General features: G+C 59.1%; 15 protein-coding genes. 8 read left to right on the top strand and 7 right to left on the bottom strand.

Features of this window, described 5'->3' with window-relative positions:
* Positions 1 to 59 precede the first annotated feature (59 nt).
* Positions 60 to 788 carry an ABC transporter permease gene (locus SIB92_RS15710; RefSeq protein WP_412552929.1) on the top strand — a complete coding sequence of 243 codons (729 nt, stop codon included), beginning with the start codon at positions 60 to 62 and terminating at the stop codon, positions 786 to 788.
* 5 nt (positions 789 to 793) lie between these two features.
* Here the strand turns inward: SIB92_RS15710 and SIB92_RS15715 are convergent, their stop codons facing one another.
* Positions 794 to 1753, bottom strand: coding sequence for a glycosyltransferase (locus SIB92_RS15715; protein ID WP_412552930.1), 960 nt, complete (start codon positions 1751 to 1753; stop codon positions 794 to 796).
* A 161-nt stretch (positions 1754 to 1914) separates the two neighbouring features.
* Here SIB92_RS15715 and rfbC point away from each other — a divergent pair, with 161 nt between their 5' ends.
* The 4 genes from rfbC to rfbA are packed head-to-tail and all read left to right on the top strand — an operon-like array spanning position 1915 to position 5291.
* Positions 1915 to 2484: a dTDP-4-dehydrorhamnose 3,5-epimerase gene (rfbC, locus tag SIB92_RS15720; protein ID WP_412552931.1), complete on the top strand. Its 570-nt coding sequence runs from the start codon at positions 1915 to 1917 to the stop codon at positions 2482 to 2484.
* Positions 2481 to 3527: a dTDP-glucose 4,6-dehydratase gene (rfbB, locus tag SIB92_RS15725; protein WP_412552932.1), complete on the top strand. Its 1047-nt coding sequence runs from the start codon at positions 2481 to 2483 to the stop codon at positions 3525 to 3527. Before rfbC ends, rfbB begins: the two co-directional genes overlap by 4 nt.
* 25 nt (positions 3528 to 3552) lie before the next feature.
* Positions 3553 to 4416, top strand: a complete 864-nt coding sequence (gene rfbD / locus SIB92_RS15730; RefSeq protein WP_412552933.1) for a dTDP-4-dehydrorhamnose reductase — start codon at positions 3553 to 3555, stop codon at positions 4414 to 4416.
* Positions 4413 to 5291 (top strand): glucose-1-phosphate thymidylyltransferase RfbA, encoded by an 879-nt coding sequence (gene rfbA, locus SIB92_RS15735; RefSeq protein ID WP_412552934.1) that lies wholly within the window; start codon positions 4413 to 4415, stop codon positions 5289 to 5291. The genes rfbD and rfbA overlap by 4 nt, the downstream gene beginning before the upstream one ends.
* 18 nt (positions 5292 to 5309) lie before the next feature.
* On the opposite strand, the gene mutS is transcribed toward rfbA, so the two are convergent.
* Positions 5310 to 7925 carry a DNA mismatch repair protein MutS gene (gene mutS, locus SIB92_RS15740; protein WP_412555851.1) on the bottom strand — a complete coding sequence of 872 codons (2616 nt, stop codon included), beginning with the start codon at positions 7923 to 7925 and terminating at the stop codon, positions 5310 to 5312.
* A 179-nt stretch (positions 7926 to 8104) separates the two neighbouring features.
* On the opposite strand from mutS, the gene SIB92_RS15745 reads away from it, so the two are divergent.
* A complete protein-coding gene (locus tag SIB92_RS15745; protein WP_412552935.1) occupies positions 8105 to 8974 on the top strand; it encodes a ribokinase in 870 nt (289 codons plus the stop codon).
* A 76-nt stretch (positions 8975 to 9050) separates the two neighbouring features.
* On the opposite strand, the gene msrA is transcribed toward SIB92_RS15745, so the two are convergent.
* From msrA to SIB92_RS15760, 3 genes are all read right to left on the bottom strand, one after another.
* Positions 9051 to 9713 carry a peptide-methionine (S)-S-oxide reductase MsrA gene (gene msrA, locus SIB92_RS15750; protein WP_294118073.1) on the bottom strand — a complete coding sequence of 221 codons (663 nt, stop codon included), beginning with the start codon at positions 9711 to 9713 and terminating at the stop codon, positions 9051 to 9053.
* 100 nt (positions 9714 to 9813) lie between these two features.
* Positions 9814 to 10470: a sugar transferase gene (locus SIB92_RS15755; RefSeq protein WP_412552936.1), complete on the bottom strand. Its 657-nt coding sequence runs from the start codon at positions 10468 to 10470 to the stop codon at positions 9814 to 9816.
* Positions 10467 to 11309 (bottom strand): NAD-dependent epimerase/dehydratase family protein, encoded by an 843-nt coding sequence (locus SIB92_RS15760; protein WP_412552937.1) that lies wholly within the window; start codon positions 11307 to 11309, stop codon positions 10467 to 10469. Before SIB92_RS15760 ends, SIB92_RS15755 begins: the two co-directional genes overlap by 4 nt.
* 177 nt (positions 11310 to 11486) lie before the next feature.
* Here SIB92_RS15760 and SIB92_RS15765 point away from each other — a divergent pair, with 177 nt between their 5' ends.
* Entirely contained in the window at positions 11487 to 12398 is a 912-nt protein-coding gene (locus SIB92_RS15765; protein ID WP_412552938.1) for a D-amino acid aminotransferase, read from the top strand.
* A gap of 65 nt (positions 12399 to 12463) precedes the next feature.
* Positions 12464 to 13177 (top strand): HAD family hydrolase, encoded by a 714-nt coding sequence (locus tag SIB92_RS15770; RefSeq protein ID WP_412552939.1) that lies wholly within the window; start codon positions 12464 to 12466, stop codon positions 13175 to 13177.
* Positions 13178 to 13211: 34 nt separating this feature from the next.
* Here the strand turns inward: SIB92_RS15770 and SIB92_RS15775 are convergent, their stop codons facing one another.
* On the bottom strand, positions 13212 to 13493 hold the full coding sequence (locus SIB92_RS15775; protein WP_168591152.1) for an SCP2 sterol-binding domain-containing protein: 282 nt from the start codon (positions 13491 to 13493) through the stop codon (positions 13212 to 13214).
* Positions 13494 to 13556: 63 nt separating this feature from the next.
* Positions 13557 to 14957: an efflux transporter outer membrane subunit gene (locus SIB92_RS15780; protein WP_412552940.1), complete on the bottom strand. Its 1401-nt coding sequence runs from the start codon at positions 14955 to 14957 to the stop codon at positions 13557 to 13559.
* Positions 14958 to 14973: the final 16 nt, after the last annotated feature.

Below are 14973 nucleotides of genomic sequence, written 5' to 3' on the forward strand. Positions count from 1 at the left end.
AACGCCCAGCGCGTGCGAGAGCCGCCCGATTTGGCACCTTTCGGGCGGTTTTGGCTCTGATGTTGCGCGAAATGGGGACGCGGTATGGCCGTTCCCCTGGAGGCTATCTCTGGGCGTTCCTGGAGCCTCTGGGCGGCATTCTGATTTTGACCATCGGCTTCTCGCTGGTGATGCGAACCCCGCCGATTGGCACCAGTTTTTTGTTGTTTTACGCCTGCGGTATGCTGCCGTTTTCGCTTTATATGTCGCTGTCCAACAACATTATGGCGTCGTTCAAATTTTCCCGAACGTTGTTGATGTACCCGGCAGTCACATGGGTAGACGCGGTTCTGGCGCGCTTTTTGCTGAATGTTCTGACTGGTCTGATTGTGATGATCTGCTTGCTGTCCGGTGTGTTGATTGTGTCAGATACGCGCGCGGTTTTGGATTTCGGCGCCATTTTTGACGCGGTGTGGATGATCTGCCTGCTCGGGCTATCCGTTGGTGTATTCAACTGCGCAATCTCCGGGCTGTTTCCGGTGTGGCAACAGGTTTGGAGCATCATAACCCGTCCCCTGTTCATCATGTCCGGCATCTTCTTTCTGATTGATGGGTTTCCGGAAAAGGTCCAGAAACTCATGTGGTTGAATCCAATTGCCCATTCGATTTCGTCGATGCGCGCGGGGTTCTACCCCACCTATCGCGCCGAAAATGTGGACACGCTTTACGTTGGCCTGTTTGGCCTGATCACATTGTTTTTCGGCATTGTGCTTCTGGTGCGGTATCACCGTGAAATTCTGAACGGCTAACTGGTCTAATCGGTCTTTGCCCACTCCAGCACGTCCGGATGGCGCACCGAAGTGCGCCGGAGCAACCCGTCGACCACGGCATGTCTCAACAGACGCAAAAAGGCACGTTGTTCACCTTTGTGATGGCGGGTCTTCAGCAGCCATTTCGGCAAAACCACAAACAACAGCGGCACAAAAAACCACCCCGACGCTTCGCGATACAGCATGAGCAAGTTGCGGTGGTAATAATAGATCTTCCAAAGCGGCCGAAACCGGCGGTCGTCATCGCCAAAGGTGGAACAGTCATGCTCAAACCGCAGTTCCGGGATAAAGCCGATGCGTCCGCCCGATTTGCTGAGCGTCAGCGTGTATAGCCCGTCTTCGCCATAAACAAACAACCGCCCGTCCGGGAAGCCGATTTTGGCAACCGCCTCACGCGACACAAACAGCCCCACAAAGGACGACACATCAATCTGTTTGGGCGCGCCTTGGTAATCCTCCGGCGTGATGTGGAACCCGTCGCGCCCACCGCGCCCAAATAACGTGCGTAGGAACACTTTTCCGTGCCAAAACGGGTTCCGGGAGGGGCGGTTCATGTCACAAATCGCTCCATCTGGGTAATACACCGCCGCTGCCAGGGCCTCCCATTGGCTGACGTCCAGGTCCTGAAACCTCTCGAAGGTGCCCGCAGCCGGACGCCCATCGTCATCCATCACCACAATCCAGTCGGGATCACAGGTTTCAGTGACCAAACGCATGCCGTGCTCAAACCCGCCGGCGCCTCCCAAATTGTCGGACATATGCTCCACGATCAGCCGCGGATCACGCTGCGCCGCAAGCCAGTCTCCGGTGCCATCGGTGGAAGCATTGTTGACCACGAGCACTTTCTCCAGCGCATCAACCGGCGTGTCCAACAGACGGGCCACAGTCTCTTGCAGTTTTTCGAGGCGGTTGTAGGTGACGACAACAGCAATCAGTCGCTTCATGTTTGGGGCTTCCCGCGCTCAAAAAACTTGGTCTCTTATGGGGCAACACATCCCAATTTCACTGCCAACTGTCAAATCCCGCGGTGCTGCGCACGTGACAAGCTGACAAGGGATTGATAGCACTCACTTATTGTTTGCAGAAGTCCTTGAGGTCGCGGGTCATGAAGGTTGAAGCCACAAAATTAGACGGCGTGTTGCTGATCACTCCGGATCGGTTTGGCGACAGTCGCGGCTTTTTTAGCGAAAGCTGGAACCAGCGCCGCATGGCCGAAGCCGGGATTGATCTGGACTTTGTCCAGGACAACCATTCGCTCTCCTCCAAAGTGGGCACCGTGCGTGGTTTGCACTATCAAACACCACCGCATGCGCAGGCCAAACTTGTCCGTTGTGGACGGGGTGCGCTTCTGGATGTCGCTGTGGACATTCGCGCCGGGTCCCCAACCTTCGGCCAATGGGCGAGCGCCGAACTCACCGCCGAAAACGGCAGCCAACTTCTGGTGCCGGAGGGCTTCGCCCATGGGTTTGTGACCCTGCAGCCAGATACGGAAATCATCTACAAGTGCACAGACTATTATGCGCCGGATTGCGACCGCGCCATTGCCCATGATGACCCTGCGCTGGGCATTGATTGGGGGGTAGACCCCACCCAACGCACGCTCAGTGACAAAGATGCTGCCGCGCCAAATTTGGCTGACTTAGAGACTGTATTTACATGGGAAGGTGCCGCATGAAGATCCTTGTAACCGGCGGCGCAGGCTTCATTGGATCCGCCGTCGTGCGGCTCGCCATCGCCCGTGGACATCAGGTGGTCAATCTTGACGCACTGACCTATGCCGCCTGTCTCGACAACGTTGCCTCGGTTGCTGATAGCCCGAACTACGCATTTGAACATGCTGACATCCGCGACGGCACAGCTTTGGCCACTATCTTCGACAAACACAAACCGGATGCCGTCATGCATTTGGCTGCCGAAAGCCATGTGGATCGCTCCATCGACGGCCCCGGCGCGTTCATCGACACCAATGTGACCGGCACCTATACCTTGCTCGAAGCGGCGCGCAATTATTGGGAAGATCAGGGTAAACCGGAACGCTTCCGCTTCCACCACATCTCGACCGATGAGGTCTACGGCACCCTAAAGGACGAGGGCCAGTTCACCGAGGACACGCCCTATGCGCCCAACTCGCCCTACGCCGCCTCCAAAGCCAGCAGCGACCATTTGGTGCGCGCTTGGGGCGAGACCTACCAATTGCCCTTCGTAATCACCAACTGCTCCAACAATTACGGGCCGTTCCATTTCCCGGAAAAACTGATCCCGGTCGTCATCCTGAACGCGCTCGCGGGCAAGGACATCCCTATCTACGGGCAGGGCTTGAACGTGCGGGATTGGCTTTATGTCGAAGATCACGCCGACGCGCTGATCACCGTACTGGAGCAAAGTGAAAACGGCCGGACCTACAACATTGGCGGCGAAAACGAGGCGCGCAACATCGACCTAGTAGAAAGCATCTGCGCCATTCTGGATCGCCTGCGCCCCGCGGATCGACCTTATTCCAGATTAATCACCTATGTGCAGGACCGCCCCGGCCATGACTATCGCTATGCCATTGATCCCACGCGTCTGCGCGAAGAGCTGGGCTGGCGTCCCTCGGTGACCTTGCAGCAGGGTTTGGAGAAAACCGTGCAATGGTATCTCGACAATCCGGATTGGTGGCAGGCCTTGCAGGCGCGCGATGGTGTTGGGACACGTTTGGGAACGTCCAAAGGCACATGAGCCCACGGACCGGCGGAGAGTAACGATGAAAATTCTGGTGTTTGGCAAAACCGGTCAAGTCGCAAAAGAGCTGCAAGCGCTGGCGAGCGCGGATCTTCAAATCGAAGCATTGAGCCGAGCAGAGGCGGATCTCTTGGATTCGGCAGCCTGCGCTGCCTTGATTGCGCAAACGGATGCAGATGCCGTGATCAACGCCGCAGCATACACCGCTGTCGATCAGGCTGAAACAGAGGCTGACGCAGCCCAAACCATCAACGCCGATGCGCCGGGCGCGATGGCCAAAGCTGCCGCAGAGCGCGGTCTGCCTTTCCTGCACATCTCCACAGACTACGTGTTTGATGGCGCAGGACAGGGCGCCCGCGCGCCTGATGATCCCACTGCGCCAATCAACATCTATGGACGCACCAAATTGGCGGGTGAAGACAATGTGCGCGCCGCCGATGGCCCGCATGTGATTCTGCGCACCAGCTGGGTGTTCTCCGCCCATGGCGCCAACTTTGTGAAAACTATGCTGCGCCTCAGCGAAACTCGTGACGCCTTGACCATCGTGGCAGATCAGCACGGCGGCCCGACTTCCGCCGCCGACATCGCTGCGACATTGGTCGCCATGGCGCGCGGCCTGATGGACGGCAAAACCGGTGGCACCTACCACTACAGCGGCGCGCCATCCACCACCTGGGCCGACTTCGCCCGCGAGATTTTTCACATCGCCAACCGTCCGGTCACAGTGACCGACATTCCCAGCACAGACTTCCCCACCCCAGCAGAACGCCCGCTCAATTCCCGACTGGATTGCGCCACGCTTCTGTCGGATTTTGGCATTACACCTGCCGATTGGAAGGCGGGCCTCACCCGCGTGATTGCACAACTGGAGCAGGGCACCTCATGACCACGCGCAAAGGCATCATTCTGGCCGGTGGCACCGGCTCCCGGCTGTATCCGATCACCATCGGCATCTCCAAACAGCTGCTGCCGATCTATGACAAGCCGATGATTTATTACCCTTTGTCGGTGCTCATGCTGGCTGGCATCCGCGAGATCGTCATCATCACCACACCACAGGATCAGGCCCAGTTTCAGCGCACGCTGGGCGACGGCAGCCAGTGGGGCCTCAGCCTCACCTACATCGAGCAGCCAAGCCCTGACGGTCTGGCTCAAGCCTATCTCTTGGCCGAAGACTTCCTGAACGGCGCGCCAAGTGCGATGGTTCTGGGTGACAACATCTTCTTTGGCCACGGCCTGCCGGAACAACTCGCCGCCGCCGATGCGCGCGCCACGGGAGGTACCGTGTTTGGCTATCGCGTGGCCGATCCGGAGCGCTACGGCGTGGTCGATTTTGACGCCACCGGTGCGGCGCGGCACATCATCGAGAAACCCGCTAAACCCCCGTCGCCTTACGCGGTCACCGGTCTCTATTTCCTCGACGGTACCGCACCAGATCGCGCCCGCACCGTGACGCCTTCGGAACGGGGCGAGTTGGAAATCACCACTTTGCTGGAAACCTATCTGACCGAAGGCGCGCTTCAAGTCGAACTTATGGGCCGAGGCTATGCTTGGCTCGACACCGGCACCCACGCCAGCCTTTTGGACGCGGGCAACTTTGTCCGCACCCTCTCGGATCGTCAGGGCCAACAGGTTGGCAGCCCCGAAGAGATCGCCTGGAGCAAAGGCTGGATCAGCGACGCAGAGCTTGCCGCCCGCGCAGAGGTGCTTGGGAAGTCCGGCTATGGCGCCTATCTTACCGCGCTGCTGGCGGAGAAATAGGCTCTAATTCGCCTGAACTCAGCTCTCCGCCAAATCCTTCAATTCGTAAATCAGGTTCAACGCCTCACGCGGGCTAAGCGTGTCTGGCGACACATCGGCCAGCTTCTCCTGCAACGGCGACGGCCCGCTGGTCGCCGTTGCCACAGGCGGAGGTGCAACGGCGAACAGCGGCAGATCATCAATCAGCGCCTTCTGTGCCTTACCTTCCCGCTCGCCTTTTTCCAGCGCATCCAGCACCACCCGCGCCCGATCCACCACAGCCGCTGGCAAGCCCGCCAACTGCGCCACTTGCACGCCGTAAGAGCGATCCGCCGCACCCTGCGTGACTTCATGCAGGAAAATCACTTCGCCTTCCCACTCACGCACCGCCACGGTGGCATTGTCCACGCCAGCCATCTTGCCGGCCAGCTGCGTCATCTCGTGATAATGCGTGGCAAAGAGCGCCCGCGACTTGTTCACATCATGCAGATGTTCCAGCGTCGCCCAAGCAATCGACAAGCCGTCATAGGTCGCCGTCCCGCGCCCAATCTCATCCAGAATGACCAACGCCCGGTCATCCGCTTGATTAAGAATGGCGGCGGTTTCCACCATCTCCACCATAAAGGTCGAGCGCCCCCGCGCGAGGTCATCACTCGCCCCCACACGGCTGAACAACTGGCTCACCAGCCCAATCCGCGCGCTGTCGGCGGGCACAAAGCTGCCCATCTGCGCCAACAGCGCAATCAATGCGTTCTGCCGCAGGAAGGTCGATTTACCAGCCATATTGGGACCCGTCAAAAGCCAGATGCTCGCCGCATCGCCACCGGACAGGTCACAATCGTTGGCCACAAACGGATCGCCTGATTTGCGCAGCGCCGCCTCAACCACCGGATGCCGGCCACCTTCGATGGCAAAATCGCGGCTCTCATTCACCTCTGGACGTGTCCAGTTGTCATTGGCAGCCAGTTCCGCCAACGCCGCCGCCAAATCAAATTCCGCGAGCGCTTTGGAGGCCGCCGCCACTTGCGCCGCACGGTCCAATATCGCGCCTTTTAAGCTGTCATAGAGCCGCTTTTCGATCTCCAATGCCCGGTTTCCCGCGTTGAGGATCTTGGTCTCCATCTCGCTTAATTCCACGGTGGTGAAGCGCACCTGATTGGCCGTGGTTTGACGATGGATGAAGGTCTCAGACAAAGGCGGCGACATCATCGCATCTGCGTGTTTCGCAGTGGTTTCGATGAAATAGCCCAGCACATTGTTGTGCTTGATCTTCAGCGCCGCAATGCCGGTCTGTTCGGAATACTGCGCCTGCATACCCGCAATCACGCCACGGCCCTCGTCGCGCAACTCCCGGCTTTCATCCAGCTCTGGATCAAACCCCGGCGCAATAAATCCCCCGTCGCGCGCCAACAACGGCGGCTCCGCGATCAGCGCATCTTCCAATAGGTCGAGCAGTTCCTCATGCCCTTCCAGCGCCGCACGCGCCGCACTCAAATCTTCCGGCAACTCATCCGCATAGCCGCGCGCCGCCAACTCGCCTGCTTGTCCAAGCCCATTGCGCACCGCCGCCAAATCCCGCGGTCCGCCACGGTCCAGCGACAGCCGAGACAGCGCGCGATCCAAATCCGGCACCTTGCGCAACGCGTCGCGCAAGTCGGACGCCTCGCTGCGATGTTCCGCCATATAGGACACAGAATCCAGCCGCCCGCGAATGCTCGCCAGCCGCAGAGACGGCGAGGACAACCGCTGCTCCAACAACCGCGCCCCGCTGGCTGTGACCGTCCGGTCAATCGTCGCCAATAACGATCCGGCCCGGCCACCAGACAGGCTGGCGGTCAGCTCCAAGTTTCGCCGTGTCGCTGCATCAATTTGCATCACACCCTGTGTCGCCTCGCGCACCGGTGGCTGCAACAGCGGCAGTTTGCCTTTCTGGGTCAGCTCCAGATAATCCACGATGGCCCCAAGCGCCCCGGCTTCCGGCCGCGAGAACGTGCCAAAGGCCTCCAGTGAGGAGGCTTTAAATAGCGCAGACACCCGCTTTTCCGCTGAAACAGAGTCGAAACTACCCCGCGACACCGACGTCAGAGGCACCCCCATGTCTTCTACCACAGGTCCCAGATCCGCTTCAGTGCCTTCCGCGACCAAAAGCTCACTTGGCGCCAATCGCGCCAGCTCCGGTCCCAGCCGCACCGGGCTCATCGGCATAACATGCAGCGCACCCGTGGAAATATCTGCCCAGGCCAGCGCCGCCTCATCGCGCACCACAGCATAGGCGCCCAAAAAATTGTGCCGCCGCGCATCGAGCAAGCTGTCTTCGGTCAATGTGCCCGGCGTCACCAACCGCACCACATCGCGTTTCACCACCGCCTTATAGCCGCGCTTCTTCGCCTCCGCCGGGCTCTCAAGCTGTTCGCACACCGCGACGCGAAAGCCCTTGCGAATGAGCGTCAGGAAATAGCCTTCGGCCGCGTGATGCGGCACGCCGCACATCGGGATGTCATTGCCGTCATGTTTGCCCCTTTTCGTCAGGGCAATATCCAACGCCTCCGCCGCCGCCACCGCGTCGTCAAAGAACATCTCGTAGAAATCGCCCATACGGTAGAACAACAACGCATCCGGATACTGCGCCTTGATCTCCAGATATTGCGCCATCATCGGCGTGACGCCCGGCTTGCCGCCTTTCACTGCTCAGAACCCCCCAAGGTTTGGTTCCCCCCAGATAGCAAACCCCATCCCCTATCGAAAAGCGCAAAACGCGCGTAGGACTGGATTGGCAATAGACAAAGCGTCAAAAAATTGATCACCTGATCAAAAATCAAAGCAAAGCGGACCCCATGGCGATCTACAACCTCGGCAGCATCAACGCAGATTACTTCTATCACGTGCCCCATCTCCCCGGTCCCGGCGAAACCCTGGCGGCCACAGATATGACACGTGGGTTAGGGGGCAAAGGTGCCAACATGAGCGTGGCCGCCGCGCGGGCCGGGGCCCATACAGCCCATATCGGCGCCGTTGGCGCAGACGGCAAATGGGCCATCGATCGCATGACCGAATTTGGCGTGGACACCCGCCATATCACGACACTGACAGACACCCCCATGGGCCAAGCCCTAATTTATGTGGATGACGCCGGTGAAAACAGCATTGTGCTGCTCAATGGCGCAAACTTTCAAATCCCGGATCAAACCATCGCCAGCGCCCTGTCTGAGGCCTCCCCCGGCGACACGCTTCTGATGCAAAATGAGACCCTAAGTCAGCTGGAAACGGCCAAGATGGCCCGCAGCCTCGATCTTTATATCGCCTATGCTGCGGCGCCGTTTGATGCCGCATCGGTCACCGCTGTGCTGCCCTTTCTCGACTTCCTGATCCTCAACGAGGTCGAAGCCGCGCAGCTGGAGGAGGCCACCGGCAAAACGCCAGAGGCGCTGGGCGTCACCGATGTCATCATCACACTGGGCGCTCATGGCGCCCGCTGGATCCACAACGGGACCGCACGCAACTTCCCCGCCATGCCGGTCACTCCTGTGGACACCACCGGAGCAGGGGACACCTTTACTGGCTACGTCCTCGCCTCGCGGGATCGCGGCCTGCCGATGGAGCAATGCATCGCGCTCGCCATGCGGGCCGGCGCCTTGATGGTCACGCGTCAAGGCACCGCAGACGCGATCCCGGACCTCAAAGAAGTCGACGAGGCCCGCTTCTGAGCGACACCTCGTCTTCATCTGTCCAAAAATATCCTGGGGGAGTCACCTTTGGCGACGGGGGCAAAGCCCCCAATCCTCAGTGCCCCACAAACGGTGCGTCTGAGCCCCAAAGCGCCTTCACCCGCGCATCCCGGCCACAGGCCTTGCGATAGCGTTTATACGCCTCACTCTGTTTCTTAGGACCAAAGCGGGTCAGCACAATCTTGGACCCTTTGTAATAGTCTTGGTGATAGGCCTCGGCCTTGTAGAATTTCCCTTCACGCAGGATCGGTGTCACGATGGTCTGTCCCAACTGCGCCTGCGCCTTTGCTTTGGCGCTCTCTGCAAGACCCTGTTCCACCTTATTGGCCACAAAAATCGCGGTGCGATAGCTGTCGCCCCGGTCACAGAACTGCCCACCCGCGTCGGTTGGATCGACGGAGCGGAAGAACAAATCAAGCAGTGTCTCGCGGGTCACCGTGTCTGGATCAAAGGTGATTTTCACCGCCTCATAGTGGCCGGACCCACCTTTGGTCACATCCTTGTAGCTCGGATTCTTGGTGGACCCGCCGGTATAGCCGGAGACCACGCCGCGCACACCTGGCACGCTCTCAAAGTCACTCTCCACACACCAGAAGCAGCCGCCCGCCACCACCAGCGTATCGGTGCCCATCGCATGGGCGCGATGGCCATGCGCCAATCCTCCCAACAGGATCAAAACGGACAAGGCCACGGTCTTCAGGTTCTGAAATCTGGTCATAGCGACACTCCTTCTTGCCGCCACCCTGCGCGCAAGATTGGCCCCGGCTCAATCCCTTGAAACCGGATGTCACAGCTTGGTGAAGCAAGGTGAAGACAGGTTACAGCAGCCACTTGCTGCGACCGGGGCGATAGACAGGCGCCACCCGCCGAAACACGGTGGCCACAGTCAGCCGCTGGTCAAAGCCCAAAGTGCGTCGCTTGGAATAGAGCAAGTCCAGGCGCGCCTTGCGGGGCACACAACGCCGCTCATAAACCGCCTCGGTCTCTTCCGGCGTCTTGCAGTCTTCCAAAAGACGCTCTTCGGTACGATGGTAAATCAACGTTGCCAAGCCGGTCACGCCGGGGCGATCTTTGAGCACTTCCGAATACAGTGCGGGAAACCGCTCCACATAGCGGCGCAGCGGCGGGCGCGGGCCGACAAAACTGATGTCGCCTTTCAGGATGTTGAACAATTGCGGCAGCTCATCCAATCGATAGCGCCGTAAAAACTTGCCGGTTTTGGTGATCCGATGGGCTTTGTCACCGCCGGACACACCGCTGTCCTGATCCACATTTTTCATGGTGCGAAACTTGTAGAGTTTGAACCCCTGCGTCGGCGTTTTCATGCGCTCCGACACATACAGGATTGGCCGCCCGTCCCGGATCAGGATCATCACTGCGACCATCACCATAAACGGCCACAGGATCAGCAGCAGAAACAGCACCCAGCCAAGGTCCATCATCCGCCGCCCAAAGGTGGTGCCGTGCCCGATCATGCCTGTGCCTCTGTCAACCTGCGCCATTCCGCAATCATTTCTTGAGGCGGTACCACAAGCGTTTGCCCCGTCAAGCGCCGAAGCCGCCCGATCGACATGGACACCTCCGCCACCGCTGTTTCTGGCGCTGGGCGCCATACAAATGGGCACCCGGCAGATTCAAGAAACTCATGCATGGCGACCGGATTGGAGGCCGCGACGTTTACTACGTCCGGCATGGTGTTGGCGGACAGCAGACTGGCGACCGCGTGCCAGGTTACCTTGGGCGTGGCGTAGCTTCGGATCGGACTCTGGCCAATGTCAAAGGCATCCAGTGTCACCGGTTGACCACTTTGGATCGCGCGAAACAAGCTGTCCGCCCCAACAACATTTGCCATGCGCAGTACCGTTGAAGCGGGTTCTTGCGGTGAGCCTGAAACGTCCAATAACAGACTCTGTTCCATCTCAATCTTGGCCACACCATAGGCATTCACCGGCGCCAACGCGCTGTTCTCGGTCGCCTCTCTGGCTGGTCCATAGACCGCACTGCTTGAACAATGCAGAACCCGCGTCGCGCCGCTGTCTCTGGCGATCTCAACCGCTCTATGGGCCAGCATGATATTGTCAGCCAAATCCCCTTTGCCCGGCACCACGCCCCACAGCGCCAGCACCGCATCCGCTTTTGGAGGCGGACCTTCTGAATAAACCCAATCCACACCCGTGTCTGCTTTCCGCCCACACCAAACAACCTGCCAGCCAGCGAGCAACTCTGGAGAGGCCGCCAGGCACGCCCGCAGCAACCGCCCAAGTTTTCCGGTGCTGCCCAGCACCAACAGGGTTTTTGAGGGGGAAGACGGCACAGGGCCTAAGTCTGTCACAGAAGTCAAAAGTCAAAAGTCCAAATCAATTGCACCCTCTAAAGTGCCGCCACGACACCTGCTGTCAACCGCGTGAAACGTATCCAATATGTAAAATTCAGCTTGGAAACCCCGCGCGACACAGATAGCGTCCCGTGACTTTGCCACAGGGAGCGCTCCATGACCGATCACGTCACCACCCACCAGGCCGCCGAAGACGCCCGCAACGAAGAAATCAAGATCTGGCTCAACGGCCGTGTTGTGCCCAAGGCAGAGGCGGTGGTGTCGGTCTATGACAGCGGCTTTATGCTCGGGGACGGCGTGTGGGAAGGGCTGCGGCTTTATGACGGCCACTGGGCATTTCTGGACGAGCATATGGACCGCCTGTTTGAGGCCGCCAAAGCCATCGATCTGGACATCGGCATGGACAAAACCGGCGTGATTGCCGCCTTGGAGGCCACCCGCGCCGCCAACGACATGACCACAGATGCCCACGCCCGCCTGATGGTGACACGCGGCATAAAAACCCGCCCGTTTCAGCACCCCTCGCTGAGCCAGCAGGGGCCGACTTTCACCATCATCATGGAACATTCCAAACCGTCAATTCCGCGTCCAATCCGGCTGGCGACCGTGCCGCACATTCGCGGACTGCCGATGACGCAGGACCCCAAGTTGAACTCGCATTCCAAGCTCAACTGTATTCTCGCCTGCATCGCGGCGGAGAAAGCCGGCGCGGATGAGGCGCTGATGCTCGACATCAATGGCTTTGTGAACACCACCAACGCATGCAACTTCTTTATCGTGCGCAAGGGCGCGGTTTGGACCTCCACAGGCGACTACTGCATGAACGGCATCACCCGCCAAAAGGTGATCGACGTGTGCCGCGCTGACGGTATCCCGGTCTATGAGCGCAACTATTCTCTGGTCGACACCTATGGCGCAGATGAGGCGTTCCTGACGGGTACATTTGGCGCACAAACACCGGTTAGTGAAATTGACGGACGGCCTATTGGCAGCGGCGAGATGGGAGAGATGACCCAGCACATCCGCAGTCTCTACAAAGACCTCGTTGTCAAAGACGCCAAGCCATAATCCCGAAAGTCGCGCTGTCGCGATACAGCTGCGAAACCGACGCAATACCGATAGGAGTTTGCCCCGTGAAAATTGCCATGTGGAGCGGCCCCCGCAACCTCTCAACCGCAATGATGTACGCCTTTGGCAACCGCGCCGATTGTGCGGTGGTGGACGAACCTTTCTATGCCGCATACCTCGCAATGACTGGTCTCGATCACCCTATGGGGACAGAGATTTTGGCGTCACAGGATCAGGACCCCAACAAGGTCGCGGCGGACCTCGTGGCAACCAATCCCGATGGAAAACCGCACTTCTACCAGAAACACATGACCCAACATATGATCGACGGTGTACCCCGGGATTGGATGCGGGAAGTCACCAATGTCTTCCTGCTGCGCCACCCCGCTCGTGTAATTGCGTCTTATGCGGCCAAGCGTGAAAACCCGTCGCTCACTGACATCGGCTTTCCCCAACAACTGGAGCTGATGCAATTGGTTTCAAGCTGGGGGCAAACACCAGTGGTCATCGACAGCCACGACATTCGCGATAACCCGAGAGACATGCTGGAAAAACTCTGTGATGCCATTGGTTTGACGTTTGACGCGCGGATGCTGTCCTGGCCGAAAGGTGGCCACAAAGACGACGGTGCCTGGGCCCCGCATTGGTATGGGGCTGTCTGGGACTCTTCCGGATTTGCCGGTGCCGAAGGCCCGCTGCCGGATGTGCCGGATAGTTTGCAGCCGGTCCTGCAAGCGGCGCTGCCTCTTTATGAAGAGATGAAAGCGCACAAGCTTTAATGAAAAAGGCGGGGATCATCCCCGCCTTGTTTTCTTAGGTCAGCAGCTGGCCCAGCTTCATCGCCGTGCCCATGTCACCGGACACCTTCAGTTTGCCCAGCATCAGCGCGGTGGTGGGTTTCAGGTCACCAGCCAGCAGCTTCACAAGGTTCTCTTCAGAGATCGACACGGTGCAATCGGTCTCGCGGTCTTCCTGCGTGGCCGTGTTGTCCGCCAGAACCACAACCCCGGCATCGCCGCAGTCAAATTTCAATGTGCCGTCAAACGTGCGGTCCTTCAGCCCTTCGGCCATCTGTGCCGTGATCTGTTCCAACATGTGATCTTCCCTAAGTAACCTTGTTGCTCAAGTGGTTGCAGCCAACCAACTTTGACGCAAGGGTTACGTCGGGCCACTTAACGAACCGTTAAAACTCCCGCCGAGCGCGACATTCAAATCAACAAAATCAACTGATCTATTGCGAATGTCCAAAGCCGCCTGGTTTTGCGTCTCCAGAAACCCGCGCTCCGCGTCCAGCACTTGCAGGAAGGACGCCTGACCCTCGCCATAGGCTTTGCGCGCCAACCGCAGTACTTCGGCGGAGGCTTCCACAGCCTTTTTGGACAGTTCCACCGCGCGGGTGTTTGCTTGCAGCGCAAACAGCGAACTTCGCACTTCCTCCACGGCCAGCACAATTTCCTTTTCCCAGGCCGCTTGCCGTTCTGCCACCAGCCCTTTGGCCGTTTCCACTTTGCCGCGCCGCACCGGCAGGTCGTACCAAGGTATGTCCAGATCAATCCGCAGAAAGGCCGCCAGCGGGTCAAATCCCGTGCTGTTCCCGGCCACATTGACGTTCCCCGTCAGCCCGAGGCTTGGGTATAGGTCTGCCTCTGCGACACCGACAAGTGCCACTGCTTCCGCCAGCTTTTTCTCCGCATAAATCACGTCGGGCCGATTGCGCAGAAGGTCCGCTGGCACGCCGGTTGAGACAACACTGGTCTTCAGGCTGGGTTGCGGCGCCCGCACATCCAGATCGTCCCGTTCGGCCAACTCCGTGCTGCCCACCAAGGCGGTCAACCTGTTGACCATTCGCACAAACAAGATGCGCGCATCAGGCACCGTAGAGCTTGTGCGCAAAACAAGCGCATTGGCCTGCGCCACGTCCAACTCCGTGGCGCCGCCCTCTTCGGCCAGCGATTTTGTGGCCTTCAACGTCTCTTCACGGCTGCTCAAAACACGCTGCAAAATCCGATCCAGTTCCTGAGCATAGCGCATGTCCATATAGGCGGTGACCACCTCGTCGACATAGAGCAGCGTCCAGACATCCAGATCGGCATAGCTGGCTTCCAGCCGTGCAAATGCTGCCTCTTTTTCCCGTTGCAACTTGCCAAACAGATCCAGCTTCCACTTGGCTTCTGCCCGCACAAACCCCGAAGTCTCGGCGGCATCCCCGCCACCGCCGCTGCGCCGGACCTCACCCACTCGCGTGGTACCCCCAATCGGAAATCCCGCCGAGGCCAGAATGCCTTGAGATTGCTGAATACGCGCCGCAATGCGCTGAATGTCTTTGTTGTTCTCAAGCCCGTAGCCAACAATCTTGTTCAGGAGTGAGTCGTTAAACGAGGTCCACCATTTGGCATCATGTTTGCGCACCACGCCTGCGGGCTGTTTCTTCAGGAAACTCTTGGCAAGGTCAGTCTCCGGCCGAGCGTAGTCTTCTCCGGCAGGGGCAATGGCGCAGCCCGACAGCAACCCCAGCATCATGCTGCGCCGTGTCAGACTGCCTGCAAACTCTCTGCTCATGCTCTACCTGCGACGT

Source organism: Shimia sp. MIT1388 (assembly GCF_047124445.1).
Taxonomy (GTDB): domain Bacteria; phylum Pseudomonadota; class Alphaproteobacteria; order Rhodobacterales; family Rhodobacteraceae; genus Shimia.

Bases quoted from the DNA above. Each gene is read 5' to 3' on its own strand.
- SIB92_RS15710 (WP_412552929.1), top strand. From the start codon at position 60: ATGTTGCGCGAAATGGGGACGCGGTATGGCCGTTCCCCTGGAGGCTAT.
- SIB92_RS15715 (WP_412552930.1), bottom strand. From the start codon at position 1,753: ATGAAGCGACTGATTGCTGTTGTCGTCACCTACAACCGCCTCGAAAAA.
- rfbC (WP_412552931.1), top strand. From the start codon at position 1,915: ATGAAGGTTGAAGCCACAAAATTAGACGGCGTGTTGCTGATCACTCCG.
- rfbB (WP_412552932.1), top strand. From the start codon at position 2,481: ATGAAGATCCTTGTAACCGGCGGCGCAGGCTTCATTGGATCCGCCGTC.
- rfbD (WP_412552933.1), top strand. From the start codon at position 3,553: ATGAAAATTCTGGTGTTTGGCAAAACCGGTCAAGTCGCAAAAGAGCTG.
- rfbA (WP_412552934.1), top strand. From the start codon at position 4,413: ATGACCACGCGCAAAGGCATCATTCTGGCCGGTGGCACCGGCTCCCGG.
- mutS (WP_412555851.1), bottom strand. From the start codon at position 7,925: ATGATGGCGCAATATCTGGAGATCAAGGCGCAGTATCCGGATGCGTTG.
- SIB92_RS15745 (WP_412552935.1), top strand. From the start codon at position 8,105: ATGGCGATCTACAACCTCGGCAGCATCAACGCAGATTACTTCTATCAC.
- msrA (WP_294118073.1), bottom strand. From the start codon at position 9,713: ATGACCAGATTTCAGAACCTGAAGACCGTGGCCTTGTCCGTTTTGATC.
- SIB92_RS15755 (WP_412552936.1), bottom strand. From the start codon at position 10,470: ATGATCGGGCACGGCACCACCTTTGGGCGGCGGATGATGGACCTTGGC.
- SIB92_RS15765 (WP_412552938.1), top strand. From the start codon at position 11,487: ATGACCGATCACGTCACCACCCACCAGGCCGCCGAAGACGCCCGCAAC.
- SIB92_RS15775 (WP_168591152.1), bottom strand. From the start codon at position 13,493: ATGTTGGAACAGATCACGGCACAGATGGCCGAAGGGCTGAAGGACCGC.
- SIB92_RS15780 (WP_412552940.1), bottom strand. From the start codon at position 14,957: ATGAGCAGAGAGTTTGCAGGCAGTCTGACACGGCGCAGCATGATGCTG.